The organism is Glycomyces tritici, assembly GCF_030403505.1.
In genome coordinates, this window is the sequence record NZ_JAUEMJ010000002.1 from 1,095,089 (window position 1) to 1,118,553 (window position 23,465).

The following is a 23,465-nucleotide window of genomic DNA, read 5'->3' on the forward strand; positions in this document are numbered from 1 at the left end:
GTCGCGGATCGGTGACCGGGTCAGCTTAGTCCGGGGTCAGCCGATGAAGTCGACGGCGCGTTCCCACCGGAGGCTGCCGGTGATGTCGCCGTAGAGGGCCCGGTCGGCGATGCGGCCGAACGAGTGCTCGAGGCGGGCCTTGGGGAGGTGGTACGGGACGAGGTCGACGTAGCCGTCCCGGTCGGCGTCCGGGTTCCAGCGGTCGGCGGGCACGTGGACGCGCCATTCGGCTTCGCGGGGCGGCTGGGTGGTGCATTTGAGGACCCAGTAGCCGCGGCCGGAGTAGCCGATGACGAGGCAGGGGCGCTGCTTGGACCGGTGGGGTTCGTCCTCGAAGGGCACGTCGGCCATCCAGCGCTCGCCGATCTGCGGGCCGCCGGCGGGTGCGGTCGCGTTGAGGCGGGGTCGGCGCGGCCGGCGCCGGGAGCGCAGCCGGAGGGTGATGACGAGGGCGAGGAGACCCGCGGCGGCGAGTATGAGGGCGATGGCCAGGAGTGCGCCAGGGTTGAGGCTGATCACGGGGCGGAGTGTAGCGGGCCCGCCTCCCGGCCGCATGGAGCGCGGTGGGGAGACGGGCCCGGCAGGCGTTGCGTATGCGGCGCTGCTCGCTCGGCGGTGCCGCTATGCGTGGCGTTGCCGCGCTTCAGGTTCGGCAGGTCCGGCTACGTGGGGCGTCACCGCGGGTTCCGAACCGTTGCGCGCGTCGTTGCTGCGCTTCAGGTTCAACGGCTCCTGCTACGCGTGACCGTTGTGGCGCCACCGGCGCAACGGCTCCGGCTACGCGTGACCGTTACAGCGCATCCGGTTCAACGGCTCCCGCTACGCGTGACCGTTACAGCGCTTCAAGTTCAACGGCTCCCGCTACGCGTGACCGTTGAACGCGTCACGCATACGGCTAAAAAACCCGCTGCCGCCTTTGACCTCTTTGATCTCCTCGTCGCGGAGGCTGGCGAGCTTCTTGAGGAGTTCTTCCTGCTCGGCGTCGATCTTGGTGGGGGTGCGGACGTCCAGTTCGACGTAGAGGTCGCCGCGGGTGCCGCCGCCGCGCAGGCGGGGGACGCCGTGGCCGCGGACCTTCTTGATCGTGCCGGGCTGCGTGCCGGGGACGACCTCGACCTCGACCTGGTCGTCGAGGGTGTGGATGTTGAGCTTGGTGCCCAGGGCGGCCTGGGTCATGGGGACGCGGACGCGGCAGCGCAGGTCCGAGCCTTCCCGGGTGAAGACCTCGTGGGGCTTCTCGTGGACCTCCACGTAGAGGTCGCCGGCGGGGCCGCCGCCGGGGCCGACTTCGCCTTCGCCGGAGAGGCGGATGCGCATGCCGTCCTCGACGCCCGCGGGGACCTTGACGGTGATGCGTCGGCGCGAGCGGACGCGGCCTTCGCCGCCGCACTTGCGGCACGGGTCGGTGATGATCGTGCCGTAGCCGGAGCAGGCCGAGCAGGGGCGCGCGGTGCGGACCTGGCCGAGGATCGTGCGCTGCACGACCTGGACCTCGCCGGAGCCGCTGCAGGTCGAGCAGGTCTGCGGTTCGGCGTCGCCTTCGGTGCAGGAGCCGTTGCAGGCGTCGCAGAGGATCGCGGTGTCCACGGTGAGGGTCGACTCGGTGCCGAACGCGACCTCTTCGAGGTCGAGGTCCAGGCGCAGCAGCGCGTCGTTGCCGGGCCGGGTGCGCGAGCGCGGGCCGCGGCGGCCGAAGCCGCCCATGGAGCCGCCGAAGAAGGCGTCCATGATGTCCTCGAAGCCCATGAACGGGGCGCCGGAGCCGCCGCCCGCGGTGCGGGAGAACGGGTCTCCGCCGGCGTCGACGATCGCGCGCTTCTGCGGGTCCATGAGGACCTCGAAGGCGGCGTTGATCTCCTGGAGGCGCTCTTGCGCGTCCGGTTCGTCGCTGACGTCGGGGTGGTACTTGCGCGCCAGCTTCCGGTACGCCTTCTTGAGTTCGTCGTCGGTGGCGTTCCGGTCGACGCCGAGAATGCCGTAGTAGTCCTTAGCCACGTGCGCTCTGTCCTGTCAGCGGTTCTGTTCCAAAATCTCGGACACGTACCGGGCGACGGCGCGGACGGCCGCGATCGTGCCCGGGTAGTCCATGCGGGTGGGACCGAGGACGCCCATGTGGCCGACCACCGATCCGGGCCCGTATCCGGCGGTGACCACGGTGGTCTCGCGGAAGTCGTCGATCTCGTTCTCGTCGCCGATGCGCACGGTGAGGAGCGCGTTGGAGTCGGCGCGGCCCAGCAGCTGCATGAGCACGACCTCCTCCTCGAGCGCTTCGAGGATGGGGCGCATCGACCCGGCGAAGAAGTTGCCGCGGGTGAGGTTCGCCGCGCCGGCGACGGCGACGCGTTCCTCGGTGCGCGCGACCACGGTCTCTTTGAGGACCCGCGCCAGTTCGGCGGCGGTGTCGCGCAGTTCGGGGCGGACCAGGGCGGCGAGGTCCGCGGTGAGGCTCGGGACGTCGGCCAGGGCCTTGCCCTGCAGCTGCTCGTTGGCGAGGCGGCGCAGTTCGAGGACGTGCGCCTCGCCGAGTTCGGCGGGGGCCTCGACGTAGCGCTGCTCGACGCGGCCGGTGTCGGTGATCATGACGACCATGAGCCGGTTCGGGGTGAGCGAGACGAGTTCGAGGTGGCGCACCGAGGAGCGGTTGAGGCTCGGGTACTGGACGACCGCGACCTGGTGGGTGAGCTGGGCGAGCAGGCGCACGGTGCGGGTCACGACATCGTCGAGGTCGATGGCCTCGGAGAGGAAGCGGTGCACGGCGCGGCGCTCGGCGGCCGAGAGCGGCTTGATCTTGCCGAGGCGGTCGACGAAGAGGCGGTAGCCCTTGGCGGTCGGGATGCGCCCGGCGGAGGTGTGGGGCTGCTGGATGTACCCGGCGTCCTCGAGGTAGGCCATGTCGTTGCGCACGGTCGCCGCCGAGACGCCGAGGGCGTGGCGCTGGGAGACCGCCTTGGAGCCGACGGGTTCCTGGGTGGCCACGTAGTCCTCGACGATGGCGCGCAGCACTTCGAGTTTGCGATCGTCCATCGCCGCCACGTCCCCTCTGCCTTGAAACCGCTCTGTGGTCTTGCAACAACGCTGTGGTGCGGCCGGCCGGTTCGCGGCCGTGCACGTCTCCAGACCGAACCGGGGTTCAGTCTGCCGGACTCAAGTCTGGCACTCCCGGCCCGGGAGTGCCAGTCTACGTGTGCGGTCAGGCGGAGGGGAGGACGAGCGCGCCGTCGTCGGCGACGGTGGCCGCGTCGTCCCCGAAGTCCTCGGCGAGTTCGTTGAGGTCCTCGAACGCGCCGTTGTCCTCGTCCAGCTGGGGGTAGCCGTCGTCGTCCATGCGGGTCGCGGTCATCTTGGCGGCGACGATCGTGCCGTCCTCGCGCATGGTGACGGAGAGCACCGCGGAGCGGCCGAGCGGGCCGTCGGTGGAGAAGAGGTTCTGTCCGCCGCCGAAGTTCCCCAGCGAGTAGCAGATGAGCTTGCCGTTGTAGACCTCCATGCCGCGCAGGACGTGGGGGCCGTGTCCGACGACGAGGTCGGCGCCGTTGTCGATGCAGGTGTGGGCGAACCCGCGGGTGTCGCCGCGGTCTTCGCCGAGGTAGGTCTCCACGCCTTCGGGCACGTGCCGGTGGTCGGTGCCTTCGGCGCCGAGGTGGGCGGTGGCGATGACGATGTCGGCCTGCTCCTTGGCGGAGGCGACGAGCGCGGCGACGGCGTCGAGGTCGCGGTTGTCGGTGTAGAACGTGTAGGGCGCGAAGCCGACGAGGCCGACGGTGAGGCCGTTCTCGGTCTCGACCAGGCACACCTCGTCCTTGATGCCGCAGACGTGCATGCCGGCCTCGCGGATGGCCTCCTGGGTGTCGGCGGCGCCGTCGGGCCCGGCGTCCCAGCCGTGGTTGTTGGCCTGGTTGAGGACGTGGAAGCCGGCGTCGGCGAAGACCTGGGCGTACTCGCCGGGGAGGCGGAAGTAGGTGCACTCGCCGCCGCCGCACTTGTCGAACTCGTAGGTGGCGAGGGCGCCTTCGAGGTTGGCGATGACGACGTCGCCGGTGAGCGCGGACTTGACGCCTTCGAAGAAGCTCGCGCCCTCGTCGGAGGCCATCTGGTTCGGGTACGAGCCGGGCATGGTGTCGCCGACGTGCGTGATGGTGATCTCGCGGGGCTCGGGCGAGGGGGACTCGGAGGTGGGCTCCTCCTGGGCGGCCTGGCCGCCTTCGTCCTCGACCGGAGGCGGCTCCTCCTCGCTGCAGGCGGCGGCGAGCGCCAGGCCCGCGGCGGAGGCGACGAGAAGGCCTCGCCGCGCGAATTTAGGGCTCGACAAGCGTCGCCCTGAGGCAAGGGTGGGCGTTGCAGTGCGCATTGGTGGCGGACTCCGGGTGGTTTCGTATGGGGGTCCGTGCGCGGACGTCGCCTGGGGGGCGCCGCGGCCTCTAGGGGGAGGGCGCGCGGGGCGGCACGGTAGGCGAATGTGGTTCGCCTTCACGAATCTAACGTTGACCGGCCCGAACGCCGTCAGGAGGTGAGGTCTCTCACGACCGCGTCCGCGAGGAGTCGACCGCGGAGGGTGAGTTCGAGGCGGTCGTCCTCTATGACGGCGAGCCCGTCGCCCGCGGCGCGCTCGGCCGCGGCCCGGCCGGAGGGGCGCAGCAGCGCGAGCGGCAGACCGCTCGCCAGGCGCGTGCGCAGCAGGATCCGCTCGAGGTACTGGTCGTCGTCAGTGAGGATTTCGTGCCCGGCCGCGGGCAGGCCCTCGGCAAGCGCCGCACCGTACGTCGAGGGGTGCTTGTGGTTCCACCAGCGCACGCCCGGCAGGTGCGAATGCGCGCCCGGCCCGGCGCCCCACCAGTGGCCGCCCTCCCAGTACAGGAGATTGTGGCGGCATTGCGCCGCTTCGGATCGGGCCCAGTTGGAGACCTCGTACCAGTGGAAGCCCGCCTCGGAGAGGACCGCCTCGGCGGCGAGGTACCGGTCGGCGGCCACGTCGTCGGAGGGCTGCGGCACCTGGCCGGAGCGGATGCGCCGGGCCAGCGCGGTCCCGTCCTCGACGATGAGCGCGTACGCCGAGACGTGGTCGACCCCCGCGTCCACGGCCGCGTGCAGGCTCGCCGCGAAATCGCCGGCGGTCTCACCGGGCGTGCCGTAGATCAGGTCGAGGCTCACGTGCTCGAACCCGGCCTTGTGGGCGTACGCGACGGCGTCGAGGGCCTTCTGGGGCGAGTGCTCGCGGTCGAGGATCTTGAGCACGTGGGAGGCCGTGGACTGCATGCCGACCGAGAGGCGGGTGAAGCCGCCGTCGTGGAGCTCGGCGAGGTAGTCGGCGTCCACGGACTCGGGGTTGGCCTCGGTCGTGGCCTCGTAGCCCGCCGCGAGGCCGAACGAGTCGTCGATCTCGGCGAGGATCGAGGCGAGGTCGGCGGCCGAGAGCAGCGTGGGCGTGCCGCCGCCGAAGAACACGGTGTCCACCTTCGGCCTCCGGCCGCTGTGCCCCTCGTTCGCTCCGCTGCGCTCCGCGAACCGGGCCGCGGCGTCGCGGATCTCGGCGCGGACGATCTGGGCGTACGTGTCCCGCGAGACCCCGGCGCCCAGCTCAGAGGCCGTGTAGGTGTTGAAGTCGCAGTAGCCGCAGCGGGAGACGCAGAACGGCACATGCACGTAGAACCCGAACCCGGCCTCACCGGCCGCGGGGTCGGCGGCGGCCGCCGCAATGGACGCGGCGGGCGAATTCGGGTCGGCTACTGGCGAGACGGTCGGCACGCCCACTACGGTACTGGCGTGGAACGCAATGACGCACCGATCGCCTACCGCGCCCAAGAGGCAGTGGCGACCATTACCCTCAACGCGCCCGAACGGCGCAACGCCCTCTCGATCCAGCTCATCGCCGAGCTGCGCAGCGCCCTCGCCCGGGCCGTCGCCGACCGCGACGTGCGGGTGGTCGTGATCGACCACGCCGGGCCGGTGTTCTGCGCCGGCGCCGACCTCAAGGAGTCCGCCGCGGCCGCGAGCCTCGCGGCCCTCCCGGCCGCGCACCTGGCCGAGGCGCTGGCGGACATCGCGGAGGCCCCCAAGCCGGTGGTCGCGGTCGTGCGCGGGGCCGCGCGCGGCGGCGGGCTCGGTCTCATCGCCGCCGCCGACTTCACCGTGGCGCGCTTCGACGCCGAGATGGCGTTCAGCGAGGTCAGGCTGGGTGTCGTCCCGGCCGTGATCGGGCCCGTGGTGGCGCGCCGGATCACTCCGGCGCGGATGCGGGAGCTGTTCCTCGTCGGCGGCGGGCTCGTCGTCGAAGGCGCGGACGTCTTCACCGCCGAGGACGCCGAGATGTGGGGCCTGGTCTCGGCCGCGCTCTATGAGGAGCATCTCGACGCGGTCGCCGCCGACCTCGTGAGGCGGCTCAAGCTCGGCGGCCCCTCCGCACAGGCGGGGATCAAAGTGCTCACTGCCACACCGGATCTGCGCGGGGAACTGCGCAGGGCGGCTGCCGTGACGGCTGATTACTTCTTCTCCGAAGAGGGCCGAGAAGGCATCCGTTCGTTCATTGAGAAGCGTCCCTCTTCTTGGGTAGGCTGATCAGCCGCCGACCGACCTGATCGGAGTCATTCGTTGCGTGCGATCCCTGCTCTGACCTCCCTGTTCCTCCTCGCGGCTCTCACCGCCTGCACCGAGGACGCCCGGGACGCCTTGCGCCCCAGCAAGACCGGCTGCTACATCGGCAGTGGCGGCGAAGTGCATCTGAGCGCTGAGCAGGCCTCGAACGCGGCCACGATCGCCGCGGTGGGGATGCGCGACGGCATGGACGAGCACGCCGTGGCCGTGGCGATCACCACGGCCATGCAGGAGTCCGAGCTGATCAACGTCAATTACGGGCACGACGACTCCCTGGGCCTGTTCCAGCAGCGCCCGAGCATGGGCTGGGGCTCCGAGGAGGAGCTCATGGACCCCGTCTACGCCTCGTTCAAGTTCTACGAGAAGCTCCAGCGCACCGACGGCTGGCAGGACATGCGGCTGGCCGAGGCGGCCCAGGCCGTGCAGATCAGCGCCTACCCCGAGCTGTACGAGCAGTGGGAGAGCGACGCCGAGGTGATCGCCGACGCGTTCGCCGGAGGCGAGGAGGCCGGGCTGGCGTGCGTCTCGGGGAGCGCCGACGAGCCGGCCGCGGACCCGGCCGCGCTCGCCGACGCGTACGAGTACCAGTGGGGCACCGAAGTGTCCGATGTGGAGGACACGCGGCTGGTGATCGAGACCGACGGCGCCGCCGAGGGCTGGAACCGGGCCGCATGGGCGGTCGCGCGGGCCTACGACCACCAGGTCGCCTCCGTCTCCTTCAACGGGATGGTCTGGACCGCAGGCGAAGAGGAGTGGGCCGAGCCGGACGCCGAGGTCGACGGCCAGGCGCAGGTCGTCGAAGTCGCCGACTCCACAGCCGTGATCATCACGTTCGCCGCCCCCGAGTAGGCGAACCCCCGGCGCGCCAGTGTTCGGCGCCGGTTCATCGGCGCGACCATCAGACGTCTCGGCGCATCCACGCGCACTTGTTGGGCTGTACGGGTCACAAACCCGCGCAACTCCCCCGAAGCGAGGTCCATATGCGCCTGTCGCGCCGAATCCTGCTCGCCTCCTCCGCCGCCGGTGCCGCCGCAGCGGTCCCGGCCACCGGCTGGGCACAATCGAACACGCACCCCACGCTCGACACCGACCCGTTCACCCTCGGCGTCGCCTCCGGCGACCCCGAGCCCGACGGCGTGGTCCTCTGGACCCGCCTGGCCGTGAACCCCCTCGCCGAAGACGGCATGGGCGGCATGCCGAACGCCGCCTTCGACGTCGAATGGGAGGTCGCCCGCGACGAGCGCTTCCGCCACCGCGTCGCCCGCGGCGAGGTCCAGACCGCCGCCGAGATCGGCCACAGCGTCCACATCGAGGTCGAGGGCCTGCGCGCCGGCCACGAGTACTACTACCGGTTCAAGACCGGCAAGTGGACCTCCCCGGTCGGCCGCACCGTCACCGCCCCGCCCCGCAACTCCATGCCCGAGGAGCTGCGGATGGCCTTCGCCTCCTGCTCCCAGTACGAGCACGGGTACTTCACCGCCTACCGCCACATGGCCGAATCCCGCCCCGACCTCATCCTCCACCTGGGCGACTACCAGTACGAGTACAAGGCGAAGGTCTACAACTCCCCCGACGGGAACGTGCGCGACCACGAAGGGCCCGAGACCGTCTCGCTCGCGACCTACCGCCAGCGCCACGCCCAGTACAAGGCCGACCCCGACCTGCAGCTCGCCCACGCCGCCGCGCCGTGGCTGGTCGTCTGGGACGACCACGAGACCGAGAACAACTGGGCCGACGAGTTCCCCGAGGCCGGCTCGGACACCCCGAACGCGGCGGACTTCCTCGCCCGGCGCGCCGCCGCCTTCCAGGCGTACTGGGAGAACATGCCGCTGCGCCGATCCTCGGTCCCCGATGGCATCGACATGCAGCTGTACCGGCGCGTCCGCTGGGGCCGCCTCGCGAACTTCCACATGATGGACACCCGCCAGTACCGCGACGACCAGGCCTGCGGCGACGGCACCCAGAGCAACTGCGCCGACGCGTGGGACGAGTCGCGCACCATCACCGGTGAAGCGCAGGAAGAGTGGCTCATCGACGGCTTCCACGCCTCGCGGGCCCGCTGGGACATCCTCGGCCAGCAGGTGTTCTTCACGCAGCGCGACAACACCGCCGCCGCAGACGTCCTGCGCACCAGCATGGACGGCTGGGACGGGTACGCGGCCTCGCGCCAGCGCCTCATCGACGGCTGGACCGAGGCCGGAGTCCGCAACCCGGTCGTGCTCACCGGCGACGTCCACACGCACTGGGCCGGCGAGATCAAGACCGGCTTCCCCGACATCGACGGCGAATCGGTGGGCGTGGAACTCGTGGCCACCTCCATCACCTCGGGCGGCAACGGCGTCGACTCGGTGCCGGAGGACAACGCGGCCCTCAAGATCAACCCGCACATCAAGTTCCGCAACGCCCAGCGCGGCTACGTCGAAACCGTGATCACCCCCGACCAGATGGACGTGGACTTCAAGGTGGTCCCGCAGGTCACAGTGCAGGACGCGCCCGTGTACACGCGCCGCTCGTACACGATCGCCGACCGCGAACGGGCCCTCCACCAGACCTACGACCGCCCGGTGGACACCGCGAACATGACCACGAACAGCAGCCCGTTCGCCGGCTCGGACGAGAACGCCGACGACTCCCTGAACTAGCACTGTCCCGAGTAGGGCGGCCCCGGCGACCCCGGGGCCGCCCTTTCGCGCCACCGTGATCGATTCGGGTTCTTTCGAATGGCGTTCGAAATTGCACGGAATTGCCATATCCCCCACTGAATCGCACCGAATCTCCGTCCCCCGGGACTGGCGGGGAAAGGCTACAGTGAGCAGTGAAAGCACGCCCTTCTCTTTGCCCGGAGCAGCGACCATGACCTATCCGCCGCAACCGCCCGAATCGAATCCGTACGGCGCCGCCCCAGGTGGCGGCCCCGCCGGCCCCCCGCCGCCCCACGGCGGCGCACCCCAGGGGCAGGGCGACTTCGCCTCCGAATGGGGCATCAAGGAAAACCCTTCGCGCCCTAAGAAGGTCAATCAGCTGACCCAATTGCTGTGGGTCTACGCCGCGGCCACGGTGCTCGTGTTCCTGTTCTCCCTCATCGCCTCGGCCACCGCGCCGTGGTGGTACGGCACCGGGTTCCTCGTCGGCGGCGCCGTCTTCGGCATGATCATCGGCGCGCTGGCCGTCGTGATCGCCTACTTCATCACCAGGGACAAGCTCGGCGCGTTCGGCGCGGCCGACCCGCGCACGCCGCTGTACATCGGGCTGGGCATCCTGGGGTTCTTCTCGCTCGGCGGCTTCTTCGGCGGCTGGAGCCTGGGCTGGTACGCCGCGCTCGGCGCGCTCCTGGCGCTGGCGAAGCTCGCCGCAGTCGGCGCGGCGTTCTACCTGGTCATGCAGCCTGAAGTCGAGCAGTACCTGAAGTCGCGGCCGGGCAACGCGCCGAAGCCGCCGCACCAGGGCCCGCCGCACGGCTACCCGCAGCCCCCGCCGCCGCCGTCGCAGACACAGACGCACCCGAACGGCTACCCGCCGGAGATGTAAAGCAGCACAATGAGAAAGGGGCGGAGCCGTCATGGCTCCGCCCCTTCGCTGCCGTCTAGTCCTCGTCGGTCCGCAGTGCGGCGATGAACGCCTCCTGGGGGACCTCGACGCGGCCGATGTTCTTCATCCGCTTCTTGCCCTCCTTCTGCTTCTCGAGGAGCTTGCGCTTGCGGGAGATGTCGCCGCCGTAGCACTTGGCGAGCACGTCCTTGCGCAGGGCGCGGATGGTCTCGCGGGCGATGATGCGCGAGCCGATCGCGGCCTGGATGGGCACCTCGAACTGCTGGCGCGGGATGAGCTTCTTGAGCCGCTCGGAGAGGCGCACGCCGTACGCGTAGGCCTGGTCCTTGTGGACGATCGCCGCGAAGGCGTCCACCCGCTCCCCCTGGAGCAGGATGTCGACCTTCACGAGGTCGGACTCCTGGGAGCCCTCGATGTCGTAGTCGAGGGAGGCGTAGCCCTTGGTGCGCGACTTGAGCTGGTCGAAGAAGTCGAAGACGATCTCCGCCAGGGGCAGGGTGTACCGGATCTCGACGCGGTCGGTCGAGAGGTAGTCCATGCCGGTCTGGACGCCGCGCTTGGTCTGGCACAGCTCCATGACGGTCCCGATGTACTCCTTCGGGGCCAGGATGGTGGCCTTGGCGATCGGCTCGGTGATCGAGTGGATCTTGCCCTCGGGGAACTCCGAGGGGTTGGTGACCTCGATCTGCTCGCCGTCCTCCTTCACGACCTGGTAGACCACGTTCGGGGCGGTCGAGATCAGGTCGAGGTTGAACTCGCGCTCAAGGCGCTCCTGGATGATCTCCAGGTGCAGCAGGCCGAGGAAGCCGACGCGGAACCCGAAGCCGAGCGCCGCGGAGGTCTCGGGCTCGTACTGGAGCGCGGCGTCGTTGAGCTGCAGCTTGTCGAGGGCCTCGCGGAGGTTGCCGTAGTCGGAGCCGTCGATCGGGTAGAGCCCCGAGTAGACCATCGGCTTGGCCTCGGTGTAGCCGGGCAGGGCCTGCGTGGCCGGCCGCTTGTCGAGCGTGACGGTGTCGCCGACCTTCGACTGGCGCACGTCCTTCACACCGGTGATGAGGTAGCCGACCTCGCCGACGCCGAGGGCCTTGGAGACCACCGGTTCGGGGCTGATGACGCCGATCTCGAGGAGCTCGTGGTCGGCGCGGGTCGACATCATGCGGATCTTGTCGCGGGCGCTGAGCTTGCCGTCGATGACGCGGATGTAGGTGATCACGCCACGGTAGACGTCGTAGACGGAGTCGAAGATCATCGCGCGGGGCGGCGCGTCCGCGTCGCCGGTGGGGGCCGGGATCTGCTTCACGACCTCGTCCAGCAGCTCGGCCACGCCGGCGCCGGTCTTGCCGGAGACGCGGAAGACGTCCTCGGGCTCGCAGCCGATGAGGTGGGCGAGCTCCTCGGCGTACCGGTCGGGGTCGGCCGAAGGGAGGTCGATCTTGTTGAGCACCGGGATGATCGTGAGGTCGTTGCTCATCGCGAGGTAGAGGTTCGCGAGGGTCTGCGCCTCGATGCCCTGCGCGGCGTCCACGAGGAGGATCGCGCCTTCGCAGGCCGCGAGGGAGCGGGAGACCTCGTAGGTGAAGTCGACGTGCCCGGGGGTGTCGATCATGTTGAGCACGAAGCCCTGGCCCTCGGCCGCGCCCGAGCGGGCGGTCCAGGGCATGCGGACGGCCTGGGACTTCACGGTGATGCCGCGTTCCCGCTCGATGTCCATCCGGTCGAGGTACTGCGCGCGCATCTGGCGGGCGTCGACGACCTCGGTGATCTGCAGCATGCGGTCGGCCAGCGTGGACTTGCCGTGGTCGATGTGCGCGATGATGCAGAAGTTCCGGATCGACTCCGGAGCGGTCGAGCCTGGCGCGTTGGTCACGGTGGCCTTCCTTATCGGCGACGCTGGCGAGCCGTGTCTTGGCTCGGCTCGAGCGGGGTGGCTAGCCAATTCTGCCTTACCCTCCCGGGAACCCCCGCCCACCCAGCGAGAAAAGGCTCCCGCTCACCACACCGCCCTGACGGACCGCCTGACCGCCCGTCGAACCGCCCAGACGCCCCACGCCCCACGCCCCACGCCCCACGCCCCACGCCCCACGCCCCACGCCCCACGCCCCACGCCCCACGCCCCACGCCCCACGCCCCACGCCCCACGCCGAGTGAGCGTCCGCCCGGCATGTCGGACCCGTGAGCGATCATTGATTCGGCGGCGCACCGCCCCGACACACCCGACCTCGGTGAACGGTCACCGTGGGAAACAGTCACCGTGGGGAACGGTCGCCGCGAACCCGCACGCCACCCTCGCCGCCCCCCGAGCACCGCAAAGGCCGCCTCCGCGCCATGCGCGGAGACGGCCTCGAACATCCGAACCGCTACGCGGCGGCCGGAACCGGCTCCTGCACTTCCTCGTTCACGCCATTGACCTTGGCGCGGACCGTGCCGATGGTGAAGAGCAGCACACCGATCGCGACCCAGGCGGCGAGCGTCCAGACCGCGGCCTCGCCGCCGTTGCCGTCGAAGTAAGCCGTCGAGCGCACCAGCGTGCCGCCGGCGCCCGGCGACAGGAACTGGCCGAACGCGCCCCACGGCGCGGGCAGCAGCTCCGGGGCGCCGGTCATGCCCGACAGGGGGTTGCCCACGAGCATCACGACGACCGCGCCCAGCACGAATCCGGCGCGGCCCAGGAGCTTCGCGAGGCCGAGGAGGCCCCATGCGGTCGCCGCCATCGTGAGCGCCAGCGCCCCCGCGATGGCCAGGTAGTCGCCGTCGATCGATTCGAGCACGTACATCAGGATCGAGGCGACGCCCGCGCCAACGGCGAGCGGCGCGAGCACCGCGGCTGCGGCCTGGCGGCCCGAGCCGCGCACGTTGAACGAGATGAGCGCGGCGATCACGATGCCGCCCATGGCCATCGGGAAGGCCGAAGCGGCGAGCCCGGCGCCGTTCGGGTCGTCGGCGGGCAGTGGCACGAGGTCATGGGTGGTGACCTCGACCGGCTGACCGGCGGCCTCGCCCATGTGCGCGGCCATCTGCTCGGCGATACCGGTGATGAGCCGGGTCACCGTAGGAGAGGCGGCCGAGGCGGTGTAGACGTCCACCGATTCGGGGGTGATCGCCAGGGCCGCGTAGACCTCGCGGTCCTTGATGAGGACCTCGGCTTCGGACGGGTCGGCGACGGCGGTGACGTCGAAGCCGTCGGGCTGGGCCTCGTCGAGCTGGGACTGGACCTGGTCGGCGGCCTCTTCTGGGCCGATGACGGCGATGGGGACCTCGCGGGGGCCCATGCCGGCCGAGGGCCAGGCGAATGCCAAGGTGAGGACGCCGACGATGAGTGCGAGGCCGGCGCTGATCGCGATCACCCGGCCGATCGGCGTGGGCTTGGGGGTGGCTTCCATGATGGTTTCCAATCATCCGCAAGATACGGTCCGTATCTTGATGAACCCAAGCTAACATAAGAAACGGTCAGTATCTAGAGGGGGATCGATTGGAACGCAAAGTGGCATCCCGACGTCGCGGCGAGGAGCTCGAGCAAGCCATCCTCGACGCGGTCTGGGACGAGTTCCGCGAGGTCGGCTACGCGAAACTCACCATGGAAGGCGTCGCGAAACGGGCCGGCACGAGCAAGCCCGTGCTGTATCGGCGCTGGTCGAGCCGGGTCGAGATGATGATCGCCTGCGCGGCGAACCGGGTGCCGAAGGCGAGCATGGTCCCCGAGACCGGCACCCTCCGCGGCGACACCGTTGCGTTGCTCACGTTGGCCGCCGAGCGCATGCGCATGGTCGGGCAGACGGCCATGCTCGGCATGCTCGCCGAAGTGAGCGCCGACCCCGAAGCCCGCAACGTCCTCATCATCGGACTCGTCAACGAGATCGCCAAATCGCTCAGCGAGACCGTCTACGCGCGGGCGATCGCACGCGGCGAGCTCGCCCCCGAGCACCTCACCGAACGCCTGCGACGGCTCCCGATCGACTTGCTGCGCAACGAGTTCATCCTCTACGGCGAGGTCGACACCGACACCCTCGAGCAGATCCTGGACCAAGTCGTCCTCCCCGCGCTCAGGGCCCGCGGCGCCACGGTCTGAGCACCGCCCGGCACACCGCATCCGCGCTTCCGGCGGGCCCTGCCCTCCGCCTTCGGGTATCGCGGGTAACAGCCGGGCACCGGGATACGGGCGACACCTTCGACCTCGTGTAATCTGGTCCGCGGTCATGCTCCCAGGGCGTGTGCGATGCTCGGCTCCTGGTAACGTTGACAGGCGCTCGGAGTGCCCTCTGCCTCTGACGCGATCAATTAAGGAACCAAGCAATCACGAAACTGAGGCTTCACGCGTGGCGAACATCAAGTCCAAAGAAAAGCGCATTCTGACGAACGAGAAGCGCCGGATGCGCAACAAGGCAGTGAAGTCGTCGCTGAAGACGTCCGTCCGGAAGTTCCGTGAGGCGTCTGCCACCGGCGACGTCGCCGCCGCTGAGACCCACCTGCGCGCCGCCAGCCGCGAGCTGGACAAGGCTGCCACCAAGGGTGTCATCCACAAGAACCAGGCCGCCCAGCGCAAGTCCAAGCTGGCCGCGTCGTTCAACAAGCTCTCCGCCGCCGCTTAAGCGAGCGAACGAGCAGCGACAAAGCTTCAGAAGGCCCAGGGGTGCACACCTCTGGGCCTTCGGCGTTCCTCCAGGCCTTCGCCGTTCCCGCGCGGGGTCACGTCTCGAACACCGCGCACCCCGCGTCATGTCGCACCCTCCGGGCACCATTGAAAACCGGGGGCCCAACCCACCAGGCCCCGCAGACGATCGGCATGCCCGCCGCTCAGCGCGCCCGTCCGACCTCCGCCTCAGCCGTGGCGCTCGAGCGTCCCCGCGATGAGATCGTTGAGCTTCACCATGCTCGCCACCGCCAGCGGCAGCAGCGGCACGACCCACCACGTCACCAGCTCGGTCAGCGCCATCAGCACCGCCAGCGCGATGGAGCCCTCGAAGAGCACCACGCACCAGACGTTCGACAGGTACAGGTGCTTCAGGTGCAGCACCCGCGCATACCAGGGCCGGCGCGGCCGGGACACTCGTCCGTGACGGTACTCAGACACGACTGGCCTTCCCTGCTGCGCTCAGACGGGTGATCTCCAGGATCGCGTGCTCAAGCGCCCACCCCCGGTCGTCGGCCCCGCCTTTGACCTCGCCGTTCAAGCGCGCGCACACCCGCATCGCCTCTGCGAGGGCGTCCGCCGTCCAATTCCGGGCCTGCTTGCGCGCCTTCTCGATCTGCCACGGCGCCATGCCGAGCTGGCCGGCCAGCTGCGCCGCCCCGCCGCGCTCGGCGGCCACCCGCGAGAGGTTGCGCACGGCCATCGCCAGCGCGTCGGCGATCGGCACCGCGTCGACGCCGACCTGCATGGCCCAGCGCAGTGCCCCGAGCGCCTCGGCGGCGTCCCCGGCGATCGTCGCGTCGGCGACGGTGAACCCCGAGACCTCGGCGCGCCCGGAGTAGTACTGGGCCACGCTCTCCTGTGTGATCTTGCCGTCGGTGTCGGCGACGAGCTGCGCGCACGCCGAGGCGAGCTCGCGCAGGTCGGAGCCGACGGCCTGGATGATGGTGTCGGCGATCTCCGCCGAAGCCGACCGCGGTGAGGCCCCCGCGTCGCGCAGTTCGCCGCGCACGAAGGCCACCCGGTCGGGCAGGCGCTTGATCTTGGAGACGCGCACGACCTCGACGTTGAGCTTCTTGAGGCCTTCGGCGAGGCCCTTGCCCTTGTTGCCGCCGTTGTGGCACACCGCGAGGTAGATGTCCGGGGCCGGCTGCTTGGCGAACGCGAGCACCGCGGCGGCGAGGTCCTTGTCGACGTCCTGGCCGGACTCGATGATGCCGACGACCGCGCCGCCGAACAGGGTCGGACTGGTCAGCTCCGCGAAGGCGCCCGCAGTGAGGTCGCCGCCGCTGATGCGGTTGACGGCGGGCGCGGTCTCCCCTTCGGGGAGCTCGGCGCGCACCGCCTTCACGAAGTCGGCGGCGGCCCGCTCGGCGAGGAATTCGTCGTCGCCTTGGATCAGGCGGATGGGTTCGAGTGCAGCCACGGCACCATCCTCCCATGCCGCCCGGGAACCCCGGGGTTTCGACCGGACCATCGTCTACCGCGTAACCCCTGTGTGCTGCCCGACCATGCCGCCCCGCCCCGCGGCATCCGCCGCCCCATTCACCCGAAAGGCGACCTTTCGCAACCGCCCCAGATGAACCGCGCCCCGAACCTGCGCACGCCCGGCCCATCACGGCCTCAGTTCGCCGTCACCACCTCGAACACATTCCCATTGCGCACCACCGTTATCCGACCCGACTCATCCGTGCGGAACACCAGCGCGCCGCCCTCCTCGAGCACCCCCAGCGGCCCGGGGTCCGGGTGGCCGTACTCGTTGCCCGTCCCGACCCCGACCAGCGCCACCGCCGGATCGGCCGCCTCCAGGAACTCCCGCGCCTGGAACGACGACCCGTGATGCGGCACCTTCAACACATCGACCCCCAGCGCCGCCCCGCTCGCGAGCAGCGCGCGCTGACCCTCCAGCTCCACGTCCCCGGTCAGCAGCACGCTCGTCCCGGCCACCTCCGCCCGCACCGCCACCGAGTTGTTGTTCGGGTCCGATCGCGTGCCGCTCAGCAACTCCGCCGGCGGCCCCAGCACCTCCAACCGCGTCGCCCCGAACGCGAACACCTGCCCGGGCACCGCCTCCAGCACCGGCACCGCTCCGGCCCGCTCCTCCACCAGCTCGTACCCGTACTGCGCCTCCCCGGGCGGCGGCGCGAGGATCGCGTCGACCTGACGGCCCTCCATCGCGCCGGCGATCCCGGCCGTGTGGTCGATGTGGAAGTGCGACAACACGAGCAGCGCGATCCTGTCCACCTGCAGCTCGTCCAGGCACGCGTCCACCGCCGCGGGCTCCGGCCCCACATCGACCACCACCACCGCGTCTCCGGCCGGCAGCACGAGCGCATCACCTTGGCCCACATCGCACATGGTCACCACCCAACCCGAAGGCGGGCCCCCGGTCATCAGACAGGCCGGGACCGTCCCCAGACCCGCGGCCACGAGCACCGCCAGCACCGGCACCCGCAACCGCCGCATCTGCAGCAGCACCACCAACGCCGCCAGCGCCGCAGCCGACCCCAGGCCCCACCACACGCCTCCCGGAACCGGCACCAGCGAGCCGGGTATCTCCGCCCCGTTGCGCGCCAGCCAGACCAGCCAGCGGGCCGGAATGGCCGCCAGCTGCGCCGCAAACGCGCCCGCCGGAAGCCACACGGCCGCCACCGCGGCGGCGCCCACCGAAAGCACCACCACCGGCGCGGCCACCAAGGCCGCCAGCACGTTCACCGGGACCGACACCAGGCTCACCCCGCTCCCGAGTCCGACCAGCAGCGGCATCACCGCGACCTGTGTCGCCAGCGGAATCGTGACCGCAAGTGCCACCGGCTGCGGCCAACCGCGGTGCTCGAGCGGGCGAGCCCAGCGAAACGCCAGGAACAGCAACCCCACGCACGCCGCGACCGACAGCGCGAACCCCGCCTGCGCCGCCATGTCCGGGTCGGCCAGGACCACCACGAGCACCGCCGTGGCCAACCCGGGCATCGCCGCTCGGGGCCTGCCGGCGGCCAGTGCCAGGAGTGTCATGCCCGCCATCACCGCCGCCCGCAGGACGCTCGGCTGCGGACCGGCCACCACCACGATCGCCGCGATCGCGACCGCCCCGGCCGCCACCCGCCCGCGCGGACCGGCCCTGCACGCCAACGCGACCGCCAAGACCGCCCCGACCACCAGACTCAGGTGGTACCCCGAGACCACCACCAGGTGCACCAGCCCGGTCGCCCGAAAGTCGGCGGCCAATTCGGGGTCCATCATGGAGGTGTCGCCGACCGCGAGCGCGGGGATCAGGCCCGCTTCCGGCTGCGGCACCGCTTCGACGGCGGCCGCCGTCCGATCCCGCACATGCGCGGCGAGCCGGTACGGAAGCGACAGCGCCCCAACGGTTTCAGGAGGCCCGCGAGCGCTGACGATCGCAGCCGTCAACCGACCCGCATCGGCTTCACGGAGCACTGCGGGCACGGTCAGCCGCTGCCCCGCGTTCACCTCCAGCCACTCCTCACCGCTGGCGACGAGCAGCACCTGCCAATGGCCTTCAAGCGCAACACCCTCCGCGTCGAACGAGCGCAGCCGCGCAGTCGCCGTGACCAGCTCCGGGCGACGAGTCGACGGCTTCGGCGCGGTGTGCAGCACCAGTTCAGCCTCACCGTGCGATTCAGACCCGGTCAGCGCCGCCAGCCCGGCGTGGTCCCGCACTGCCACATGCACAGTCGTGACACTCGCGCTGAGCAGCCCGCCGAAGGCGACCGTCGCAACTGCCGCCGCGAACCCGCGCTTCCATCTGCGCCCCCATATCACCAGGGCCACGCACCCGGCCGCGGTGAGCATCCCGCTGACCACGTTGCCGTACAAGCCGACCAGCGCCGCCGCCCACACGCCCGCCGCGACGAGCGGCAGCCGCCAGTCACGCCGCACCACCTCGGAAGCCGCGGGACGCAGCGCGAACTCATAGCTCAAGGCGCTGCCCTCCCCCACGAGCCGACCCATCACGCCGTCGCATCGTCACCACCGCGCGCTCACCCCGACGACCCTCGAATCCGGATGACCGATTCACAGCGTCACCTGATCCCGCAACTGCTCCAGCAGTGCAGCGCCGATCCCGGAGACCTCGGACAACTCGTCGAGCGACTGGAAGCTGCCATTGGCCTCGCGGTACTCGATGATCCGCTCAGCAAGGACGGGACCGATGCCGTTGAGCGCGTCCAGTTCCGCAGCGCCCGCGACATTGATGTTGACGAGACCGCCGGCGCTCGGGCCGCCCGTGCCGTCTCCAGGTACCGGCGCGCCCGACGCGGCGGCGTCGGGAACCGCGACGAGATCGCCGTCGGCGACGACTCTGGCGAGGTTGAGGAATCCGGGGTCCGCGTCTTCGGTCAGACCGCCCGCCGCCTCGATGGCGTCGGCGACCCGCGCCCCGGCCTCCAGCTCCACGATCCCCGGTTCGTTGACGGCCCCGGCGACCGAGACGATGATCGTCTCCGGTGCGGCCGCACTCGCTTCGACGGGCACCGCGGGCGCCGTCGCGGCGGGTTCGGCATCGGGCCAGGACAAGAGGGTCACGGACAAGCCGACGGCTGCGACCAGCAGCGCAACGGTCACCAGGACCCAGCGGTTCAGGTGGGAGAGGCCGAGGCGGTTCTGGAGCCGCTCGAGCCGCTGGTCGAAGCGACGGGCCGGCGGCGGTTTAACGACCGGTTCCGGTTCGGCTTCGCCGGAATCGGCGTCAAGGGTCTCCTTGCAGACTCCGGGTTCATCGACGGAGTCATTGAGCCGCATCCGGAGCCTCGCGGCGAGAGCGGCGGAATCGGGTGGCAGTTCGCGTTCCATACCCGGCTCAACGAGCGAAGGATACGGCCGTGACTCCCAACTTTTCGGCCTGTGGATAACCCGAACTGTCCCTGTGGATAACCCCAACAAGTGTGGACGGAGCCCAAACCACCAGCCATAATGCCGGCCCCAACGCGCCAACAAATTGTCGGACCCGTGTGGGAGAGTCGTCTCATTCTTCGGTTGGTCGGAGGTGGATGCGGGTGGGAAGGGGCATGCCCTATAGCGCAATCGCGCCCACGCGCAACGCGAGCGACGCGCGCGAACCGGCCACTCGAACCCGACCCCAGCCCGAAACCCCGACTCGGTGCCAAGCCTTCCGCCCCGCCCCAAACCCGGGCCCGAAGCGCCACACCAACCGCTCAACTCCCGAACCCGCTGATTAAGAGTCAGCTGATTCGCCAATCGAGTCCGTCGTCAGGGGATGCGCCTCGTGATCACGCCGACCAGTCCCGGCCCGCAGTGTGCGCCCACCGCCGCACCGACCTCCGTCACGTCCATGCGCCGCAACCGGCCCTCGAACCGCTCGGCGAGCCAGCCCGCCAACGCCTCGGCCCGACGTTCCGCACCCAAGTGGTGCACCGTCATCTCGACCTCGGCCTCACCCGCGTCGGCCACCGCGAGCGCCGCCAGCCGCTGCAGTCCGCGCGTGGGCGTGCGCACCTTCTCCACCACGTCGATGCGACCGTCCTCAACGCCCAGGATCGGCTTCACCGACAGCGCCGTCCCCACGATCGCCCGCGCCGCACTGATCCGGCCGCCACGCCGCAGGTACTCCAATGTGTCCAGATAAAAGTAGGTCGAGGTCCGCCCGATCGTCGACTGCGCAGCCGCAGCGGCCACCAGCAGCGCGGCCCCGTCCTCGGCCGCCTCAAGAGCGGCGAGCGCCGGATACCCGACCCCCATACCCGCGCCGAGCGAATCGACCACCGCGACCCGGCCGCCGAACCCGGCCGCCGCAGCCTCCGCAGCGGCCACCGTCCCCGAAAGCCTCCCGGACAGGTGCACCGAGACGATTCCGCTCGCGCCCTCGTCCAGCAGCCGCGTGTACGTCGCCCGCAACTCCTCCGGCGGCAGGCCCGAGGTGGTCACCTCGTGCCCCTCCCGGATCGCCCGCACGATCACCTCGCCGCCGATGTCCTCGCCCTCGCGGTACTCGACGCCGTCGATCAGCACCGGGATACCGAGCACCGTCAAGCCGCCGCGCGCAGTGCGCAGCGGCTCAGGCAAAGCCGAAGTGGAATCGGTAACGACGACGACGGTCACGCCGCCACAGTACCTAATCCGAAGGTTGGGCATCCTCCACCACGAAAGGGGTCCCCTGCTGACACGTCGACATCATGCCGTCGTCGACCTTGCCCTGCAGCGTGACCGTGGCGCCCGCGTACACGACCGACGAGTCGAAGTTCCCGAAGATCCCGTACACGGTCCCTTCGTGCTCGAGCACGAGGCAGCCGGATTCGACCCCGGCCTCGATCGTGCCGCTGATGGTCATCGACGAACCGGGCTTGGACGAGTCGCCGAGCGACGGGTCCAGGTAGGGGGTGGTCTCCTCGGGCACGGGGCTCTCCTCGGTGGGTTCGGGCGCACTGGTCGGTTCGGCCGAGATCACGGGCGTGGACGTCTCGCCGTCGGAACCGCCGCCGCCCGAACCGCACGCGGCGAGCACGGCCACCATGAGCACGCCGACGAGCGGGCCGGTCAGGCCCGCGATCCGTCGAACGCGCGAAGTCTGCGTATTCATGCCGGTTTGACGCCTCCGAGCCCGGTGCGGTTGCACCTCGGCCGAAGCCTACGACGCCAAAGCGAGCACAGTCCAGGTTTCCAGGGGGCCCGGAACCGTCGTTAACGGGCCGCTTGCTGGCCTTTCGCAAGCAGGCTCTGCCCGATCGTGTGCGGAGCCGGAACACCCAGGTTGTACCCGAACAGGCGCCACTTGCCCGAGCGCATCCGCCGCAGCTCGGCCCAGTGCGCGTTGTCCATGCCTGAGAGGCTGCTCGCCGAGGCCTCGTCGAACCCGAGGACGCTGCCGACGATCTGCCGCGCCGAACCGCCATGGCAGACCACGATCGCGGTCCCCTCGACGTCCGACTCGACCATGTCGCGCACGGCCTCGCCGGTCCGGCGGTGCAGGTCGCCCCACGTCTCGATTTCAGGGTGCTGCAGCGGCTCCTGCGCGCGCCAACGCCGGTGCTCCTCCGGGAACTGCTCGGCGATCTCGCGCTGCGTCAGGCCCTCCCAGGGGCCGTACGCGCGCTCGCGCAGGCGCTTGTCCAGCTCGATCTCGATCCCGGTCAGTTCCGCGATGGGCCGAGCGGTGTCGACCGCCCGCCGCAGGTCCGAGGAGATGATCCGGGCCGGCTCATAGGCGGCCAGTTCCGGAGCGGCCTCGGCCGCCTGGTCCACCCCGGTCGCATCCAGGTCGATGTCGGTCGAGCCCTGGATGCGCCCCTCGATGTTCCACTGCGTCTGCCCGTGGCGAACGACCAGCAGCCTGTTCACTCGCCGCCCTCGCCGTCACCCTCGACGGACTCGGCACGGCGGGCCCGCTCAGCGTCGGTCTCATCGACGAACTCGATCTCGGGGCAGTCCTTCCAGAGGCCGTCGAGACCGTAGTAGTCGCGAGCCTCCTTGTGGAAGACGTGCACCACGATGTCGTTGTAGTCCAGCAGCACCCACTGCTCGCCGCCCTTGCCCTCGCGGCGCAGCGGGCGAGTGTCGTGCTCCTTGATGAGCTTCTCCTCGACCGCGTCGACGACCGCGTGGACCTGCCGCTCGTTCGAGGCCGAGACGATCACGAAGACGTCGGTGAGGGCGATCTTCTCAGTGACGTCCCGAAGGTTGATGGCAAAGGCCTTCTTGTCGGCTGCCGCTTGGGCTGCCGCGAAGGCCAGGGTCATGGCGGTTTCACTTGCGGTCACGAACGCTCCTGACAACGGGAATCTCACCGGCACATCACCGGCGCAGCTCTAGTCTTACACGTGGGGTGCGACGACGACTTCCCTGATTCACGCCAGTCGCTGTGCGAAGCGTCCCAAAGGTCAGCCGCGGTAGAGACCGTGCTCCCGCACGTACGCCTCGACCCGATCGGCCACCAGGTACCGAATCGGCTGCCCGTCGCGCACCCGCTGCCGGCATTCCGTCGAGGAGAGGTCCACCGCCGGCATGTCGATGAACTCGACCTGCGCCCCGAACGACGTGTCGACCTCGCGCCGCGAATGGCCAGGACGGTTCAACGCGATGAACCTCACCGCCCGGCACAGCTCCTCGACTCGGTGCCAAGTGTGGAGGTTCTCCAACGAGTCGGCGCCGATCACGAAGTACAGCTCTACTTCCTCGTCGTACTCCCCCCGCACGTCGGCGACGGTGTCCACCGCGTACGTGGCACCCTCCCGCTCGATGTCGCAGGTACTGACCCGGAACAGCGGATCGGACGCAACCGCCGACCGCGTCATCGCAAGCCGCGCAGCCGCATCGGTGACCTTCAGGTGGTGCTTCTGCCACGGGTCGCCGGTAGGGACGAAGACCACCTCATCGAGCGAGCATCGGAACGCCGCTTCACTCGCGGCCACAAGGTGCCCCATGTGCGGGGGATCAAATGTTCCCCCGAAAACTCCGACGCGACGAACTGGCAGGTCAACCACAGCCGAATCCTATCGCGGCCACTGGAATCAAGGGCACGCAAAAAGGGCTCCACCGGAAAGGTGAAGCCCTGAAAAATGGCAAAAAGAGAGGCCCGACGCTTATGCGTCGGGCCTCCTCTATTAAGTAGATGTTTGGCGGTGTCCTGCTCTCCCACACCCTCTCGAGTGCAGTACCATCGGCGCTGGAAGCCGTAACGACCGGGTTCGGAATGGGACCGGGTGTGTCACTTCCGCTCTCACCACCAAAC

At 70.1% G+C, this 23,465-nt stretch carries 22 protein-coding genes and 1 rRNA gene; 6 read left to right on the plus strand and 17 right to left on the minus strand.

The genetic code is table 11. The annotated features are described in order from the left end of the window. Positions 1–36: 36 nt before the first annotated feature. From QWI33_RS10355 to hemW, 5 genes are all read right to left on the minus strand, one after another. Positions 37–519, minus strand: a complete 483-nt coding sequence (locus QWI33_RS10355; protein ID WP_289957174.1) for a hypothetical protein — start codon at positions 517–519, stop codon at positions 37–39. A gap of 342 nt (positions 520–861) precedes the next feature. Next, entirely contained in the window at positions 862–1,995 is a 1,134-nt protein-coding gene (gene dnaJ / locus QWI33_RS10360) for a molecular chaperone DnaJ (RefSeq protein WP_289957175.1), read from the minus strand. 15 nt (positions 1,996–2,010) lie between these two features. Beyond that, complete coding sequence (hrcA, locus tag QWI33_RS10365; protein WP_289957176.1) at positions 2,011–3,024, minus strand: heat-inducible transcriptional repressor HrcA; 1,014 nt, start codon at positions 3,022–3,024, stop codon at positions 2,011–2,013. Between the two features lie 166 nt (positions 3,025–3,190). Continuing rightward, positions 3,191–4,309 (minus strand): CapA family protein, encoded by a 1,119-nt coding sequence (locus QWI33_RS10370; RefSeq protein ID WP_289957177.1) that lies wholly within the window; start codon positions 4,307–4,309, stop codon positions 3,191–3,193. Positions 4,310–4,500: 191 nt separating this feature from the next. Beyond that, positions 4,501–5,748 carry a radical SAM family heme chaperone HemW gene (hemW, locus tag QWI33_RS10375; RefSeq protein WP_435367564.1) on the minus strand — a complete coding sequence of 416 codons (1,248 nt, stop codon included), beginning with the start codon at positions 5,746–5,748 and terminating at the stop codon, positions 4,501–4,503. A gap of 12 nt (positions 5,749–5,760) precedes the next feature. Between hemW and QWI33_RS10380 the strand changes: the two genes are divergently transcribed. The 4 genes from QWI33_RS10380 to QWI33_RS10395 all read left to right on the plus strand — a co-directional run bounded on the left by QWI33_RS10380 (position 5,761) and on the right by QWI33_RS10395 (position 10,116). After that, positions 5,761–6,552 (plus strand): enoyl-CoA hydratase/isomerase family protein, encoded by a 792-nt coding sequence (locus QWI33_RS10380; RefSeq protein WP_289957179.1) that lies wholly within the window; start codon positions 5,761–5,763, stop codon positions 6,550–6,552. A gap of 33 nt (positions 6,553–6,585) precedes the next feature. Further along, positions 6,586–7,437, plus strand: a complete 852-nt coding sequence (locus QWI33_RS10385; RefSeq protein ID WP_289957180.1) for a hypothetical protein — start codon at positions 6,586–6,588, stop codon at positions 7,435–7,437. Positions 7,438–7,568: 131 nt separating this feature from the next. Further along, positions 7,569–9,230, plus strand: coding sequence for an alkaline phosphatase D family protein (locus tag QWI33_RS10390; RefSeq protein ID WP_289957181.1), 1,662 nt, complete (start codon positions 7,569–7,571; stop codon positions 9,228–9,230). A gap of 211 nt (positions 9,231–9,441) precedes the next feature. Further along, positions 9,442–10,116 (plus strand): hypothetical protein, encoded by a 675-nt coding sequence (locus QWI33_RS10395; protein WP_289957182.1) that lies wholly within the window; start codon positions 9,442–9,444, stop codon positions 10,114–10,116. A gap of 55 nt (positions 10,117–10,171) precedes the next feature. Here QWI33_RS10395 and lepA read toward each other — a convergent pair whose 3' ends face one another. Both lepA and QWI33_RS10405 read right to left on the minus strand, forming a co-directional pair. Then, on the minus strand, positions 10,172–12,004 hold the full coding sequence (gene lepA / locus QWI33_RS10400) for a translation elongation factor 4 (protein ID WP_289957183.1): 1,833 nt from the start codon (positions 12,002–12,004) through the stop codon (positions 10,172–10,174). A 490-nt stretch (positions 12,005–12,494) separates the two neighbouring features. After that, positions 12,495–13,517 (minus strand): YhgE/Pip domain-containing protein, encoded by a 1,023-nt coding sequence (locus QWI33_RS10405; RefSeq protein ID WP_289957184.1) that lies wholly within the window; start codon positions 13,515–13,517, stop codon positions 12,495–12,497. A gap of 101 nt (positions 13,518–13,618) precedes the next feature. Here QWI33_RS10405 and QWI33_RS10410 point away from each other — a divergent pair, with 101 nt between their 5' ends. Continuing rightward, positions 13,619–14,203, plus strand: a complete 585-nt coding sequence (locus tag QWI33_RS10410; protein ID WP_289957185.1) for a TetR/AcrR family transcriptional regulator — start codon at positions 13,619–13,621, stop codon at positions 14,201–14,203. A gap of 247 nt (positions 14,204–14,450) precedes the next feature. After that, positions 14,451–14,723, plus strand: a complete 273-nt coding sequence (gene rpsT, locus QWI33_RS10415) for a 30S ribosomal protein S20 (RefSeq protein WP_205328010.1) — start codon at positions 14,451–14,453, stop codon at positions 14,721–14,723. 230 nt (positions 14,724–14,953) lie between these two features. Here the strand turns inward: rpsT and QWI33_RS10420 are convergent, their stop codons facing one another. The 10 genes from QWI33_RS10420 to rrf form a co-directional block, all read right to left on the minus strand. Next, entirely contained in the window at positions 14,954–15,205 is a 252-nt protein-coding gene (locus QWI33_RS10420) for a hypothetical protein (protein WP_289957186.1), read from the minus strand. After that, positions 15,198–16,241, minus strand: a complete 1,044-nt coding sequence (holA, locus tag QWI33_RS10425) for a DNA polymerase III subunit delta (RefSeq protein WP_435367565.1) — start codon at positions 16,239–16,241, stop codon at positions 15,198–15,200. Before holA ends, QWI33_RS10420 begins: the two co-directional genes overlap by 8 nt. 146 nt (positions 16,242–16,387) lie before the next feature. Then, complete coding sequence (locus QWI33_RS10430; RefSeq protein WP_289957188.1) at positions 16,388–18,703, minus strand: ComEC/Rec2 family competence protein; 2,316 nt, start codon at positions 18,701–18,703, stop codon at positions 16,388–16,390. Positions 18,704–18,796: 93 nt separating this feature from the next. Beyond that, positions 18,797–19,522 carry a helix-hairpin-helix domain-containing protein gene (locus QWI33_RS10435; protein WP_289957189.1) on the minus strand — a complete coding sequence of 242 codons (726 nt, stop codon included), beginning with the start codon at positions 19,520–19,522 and terminating at the stop codon, positions 18,797–18,799. Between the two features lie 468 nt (positions 19,523–19,990). After that, positions 19,991–20,839 carry a DegV family protein gene (locus tag QWI33_RS10440; RefSeq protein WP_289957190.1) on the minus strand — a complete coding sequence of 283 codons (849 nt, stop codon included), beginning with the start codon at positions 20,837–20,839 and terminating at the stop codon, positions 19,991–19,993. A 13-nt stretch (positions 20,840–20,852) separates the two neighbouring features. Next, positions 20,853–21,317 carry a hypothetical protein gene (locus QWI33_RS10445; protein ID WP_289957191.1) on the minus strand — a complete coding sequence of 155 codons (465 nt, stop codon included), beginning with the start codon at positions 21,315–21,317 and terminating at the stop codon, positions 20,853–20,855. Positions 21,318–21,418: 101 nt separating this feature from the next. After that, on the minus strand, positions 21,419–22,075 hold the full coding sequence (locus QWI33_RS10450) for a histidine phosphatase family protein (RefSeq protein WP_289957192.1): 657 nt from the start codon (positions 22,073–22,075) through the stop codon (positions 21,419–21,421). Then, entirely contained in the window at positions 22,072–22,494 is a 423-nt protein-coding gene (gene rsfS, locus QWI33_RS10455) for a ribosome silencing factor (protein WP_289957193.1), read from the minus strand. Before rsfS ends, QWI33_RS10450 begins: the two co-directional genes overlap by 4 nt. 120 nt (positions 22,495–22,614) lie before the next feature. After that, positions 22,615–23,217, minus strand: a complete 603-nt coding sequence (gene nadD / locus QWI33_RS10460) for a nicotinate-nucleotide adenylyltransferase (RefSeq protein WP_289957194.1) — start codon at positions 23,215–23,217, stop codon at positions 22,615–22,617. Positions 23,218–23,347: 130 nt separating this feature from the next. After that, a 5S ribosomal RNA gene (gene rrf, locus QWI33_RS10465) occupies positions 23,348–23,464 on the minus strand. Between the last annotated feature and the right edge of the window lies 1 nt (position 23,465).

Bases quoted from the DNA above. Each gene is read 5' to 3' on its own strand.
- QWI33_RS10405 (WP_289957184.1), bottom strand. From the start codon at position 13,517: ATGGAAGCCACCCCCAAGCCCACGCCGATCGGCCGGGTGATCGCGATC.
- QWI33_RS10390 (WP_289957181.1), top strand. From the start codon at position 7,569: ATGCGCCTGTCGCGCCGAATCCTGCTCGCCTCCTCCGCCGCCGGTGCC.
- QWI33_RS10395 (WP_289957182.1), top strand. From the start codon at position 9,442: ATGACCTATCCGCCGCAACCGCCCGAATCGAATCCGTACGGCGCCGCC.
- QWI33_RS10435 (WP_289957189.1), bottom strand. From the start codon at position 19,522: ATGCGGCTCAATGACTCCGTCGATGAACCCGGAGTCTGCAAGGAGACC.
- QWI33_RS10445 (WP_289957191.1), bottom strand. From the start codon at position 21,317: ATGAATACGCAGACTTCGCGCGTTCGACGGATCGCGGGCCTGACCGGC.
- holA (WP_435367565.1), bottom strand. From the start codon at position 16,241: ATGGTCCGGTCGAAACCCCGGGGTTCCCGGGCGGCATGGGAGGATGGT.
- hrcA (WP_289957176.1), bottom strand. From the start codon at position 3,024: ATGGACGATCGCAAACTCGAAGTGCTGCGCGCCATCGTCGAGGACTAC.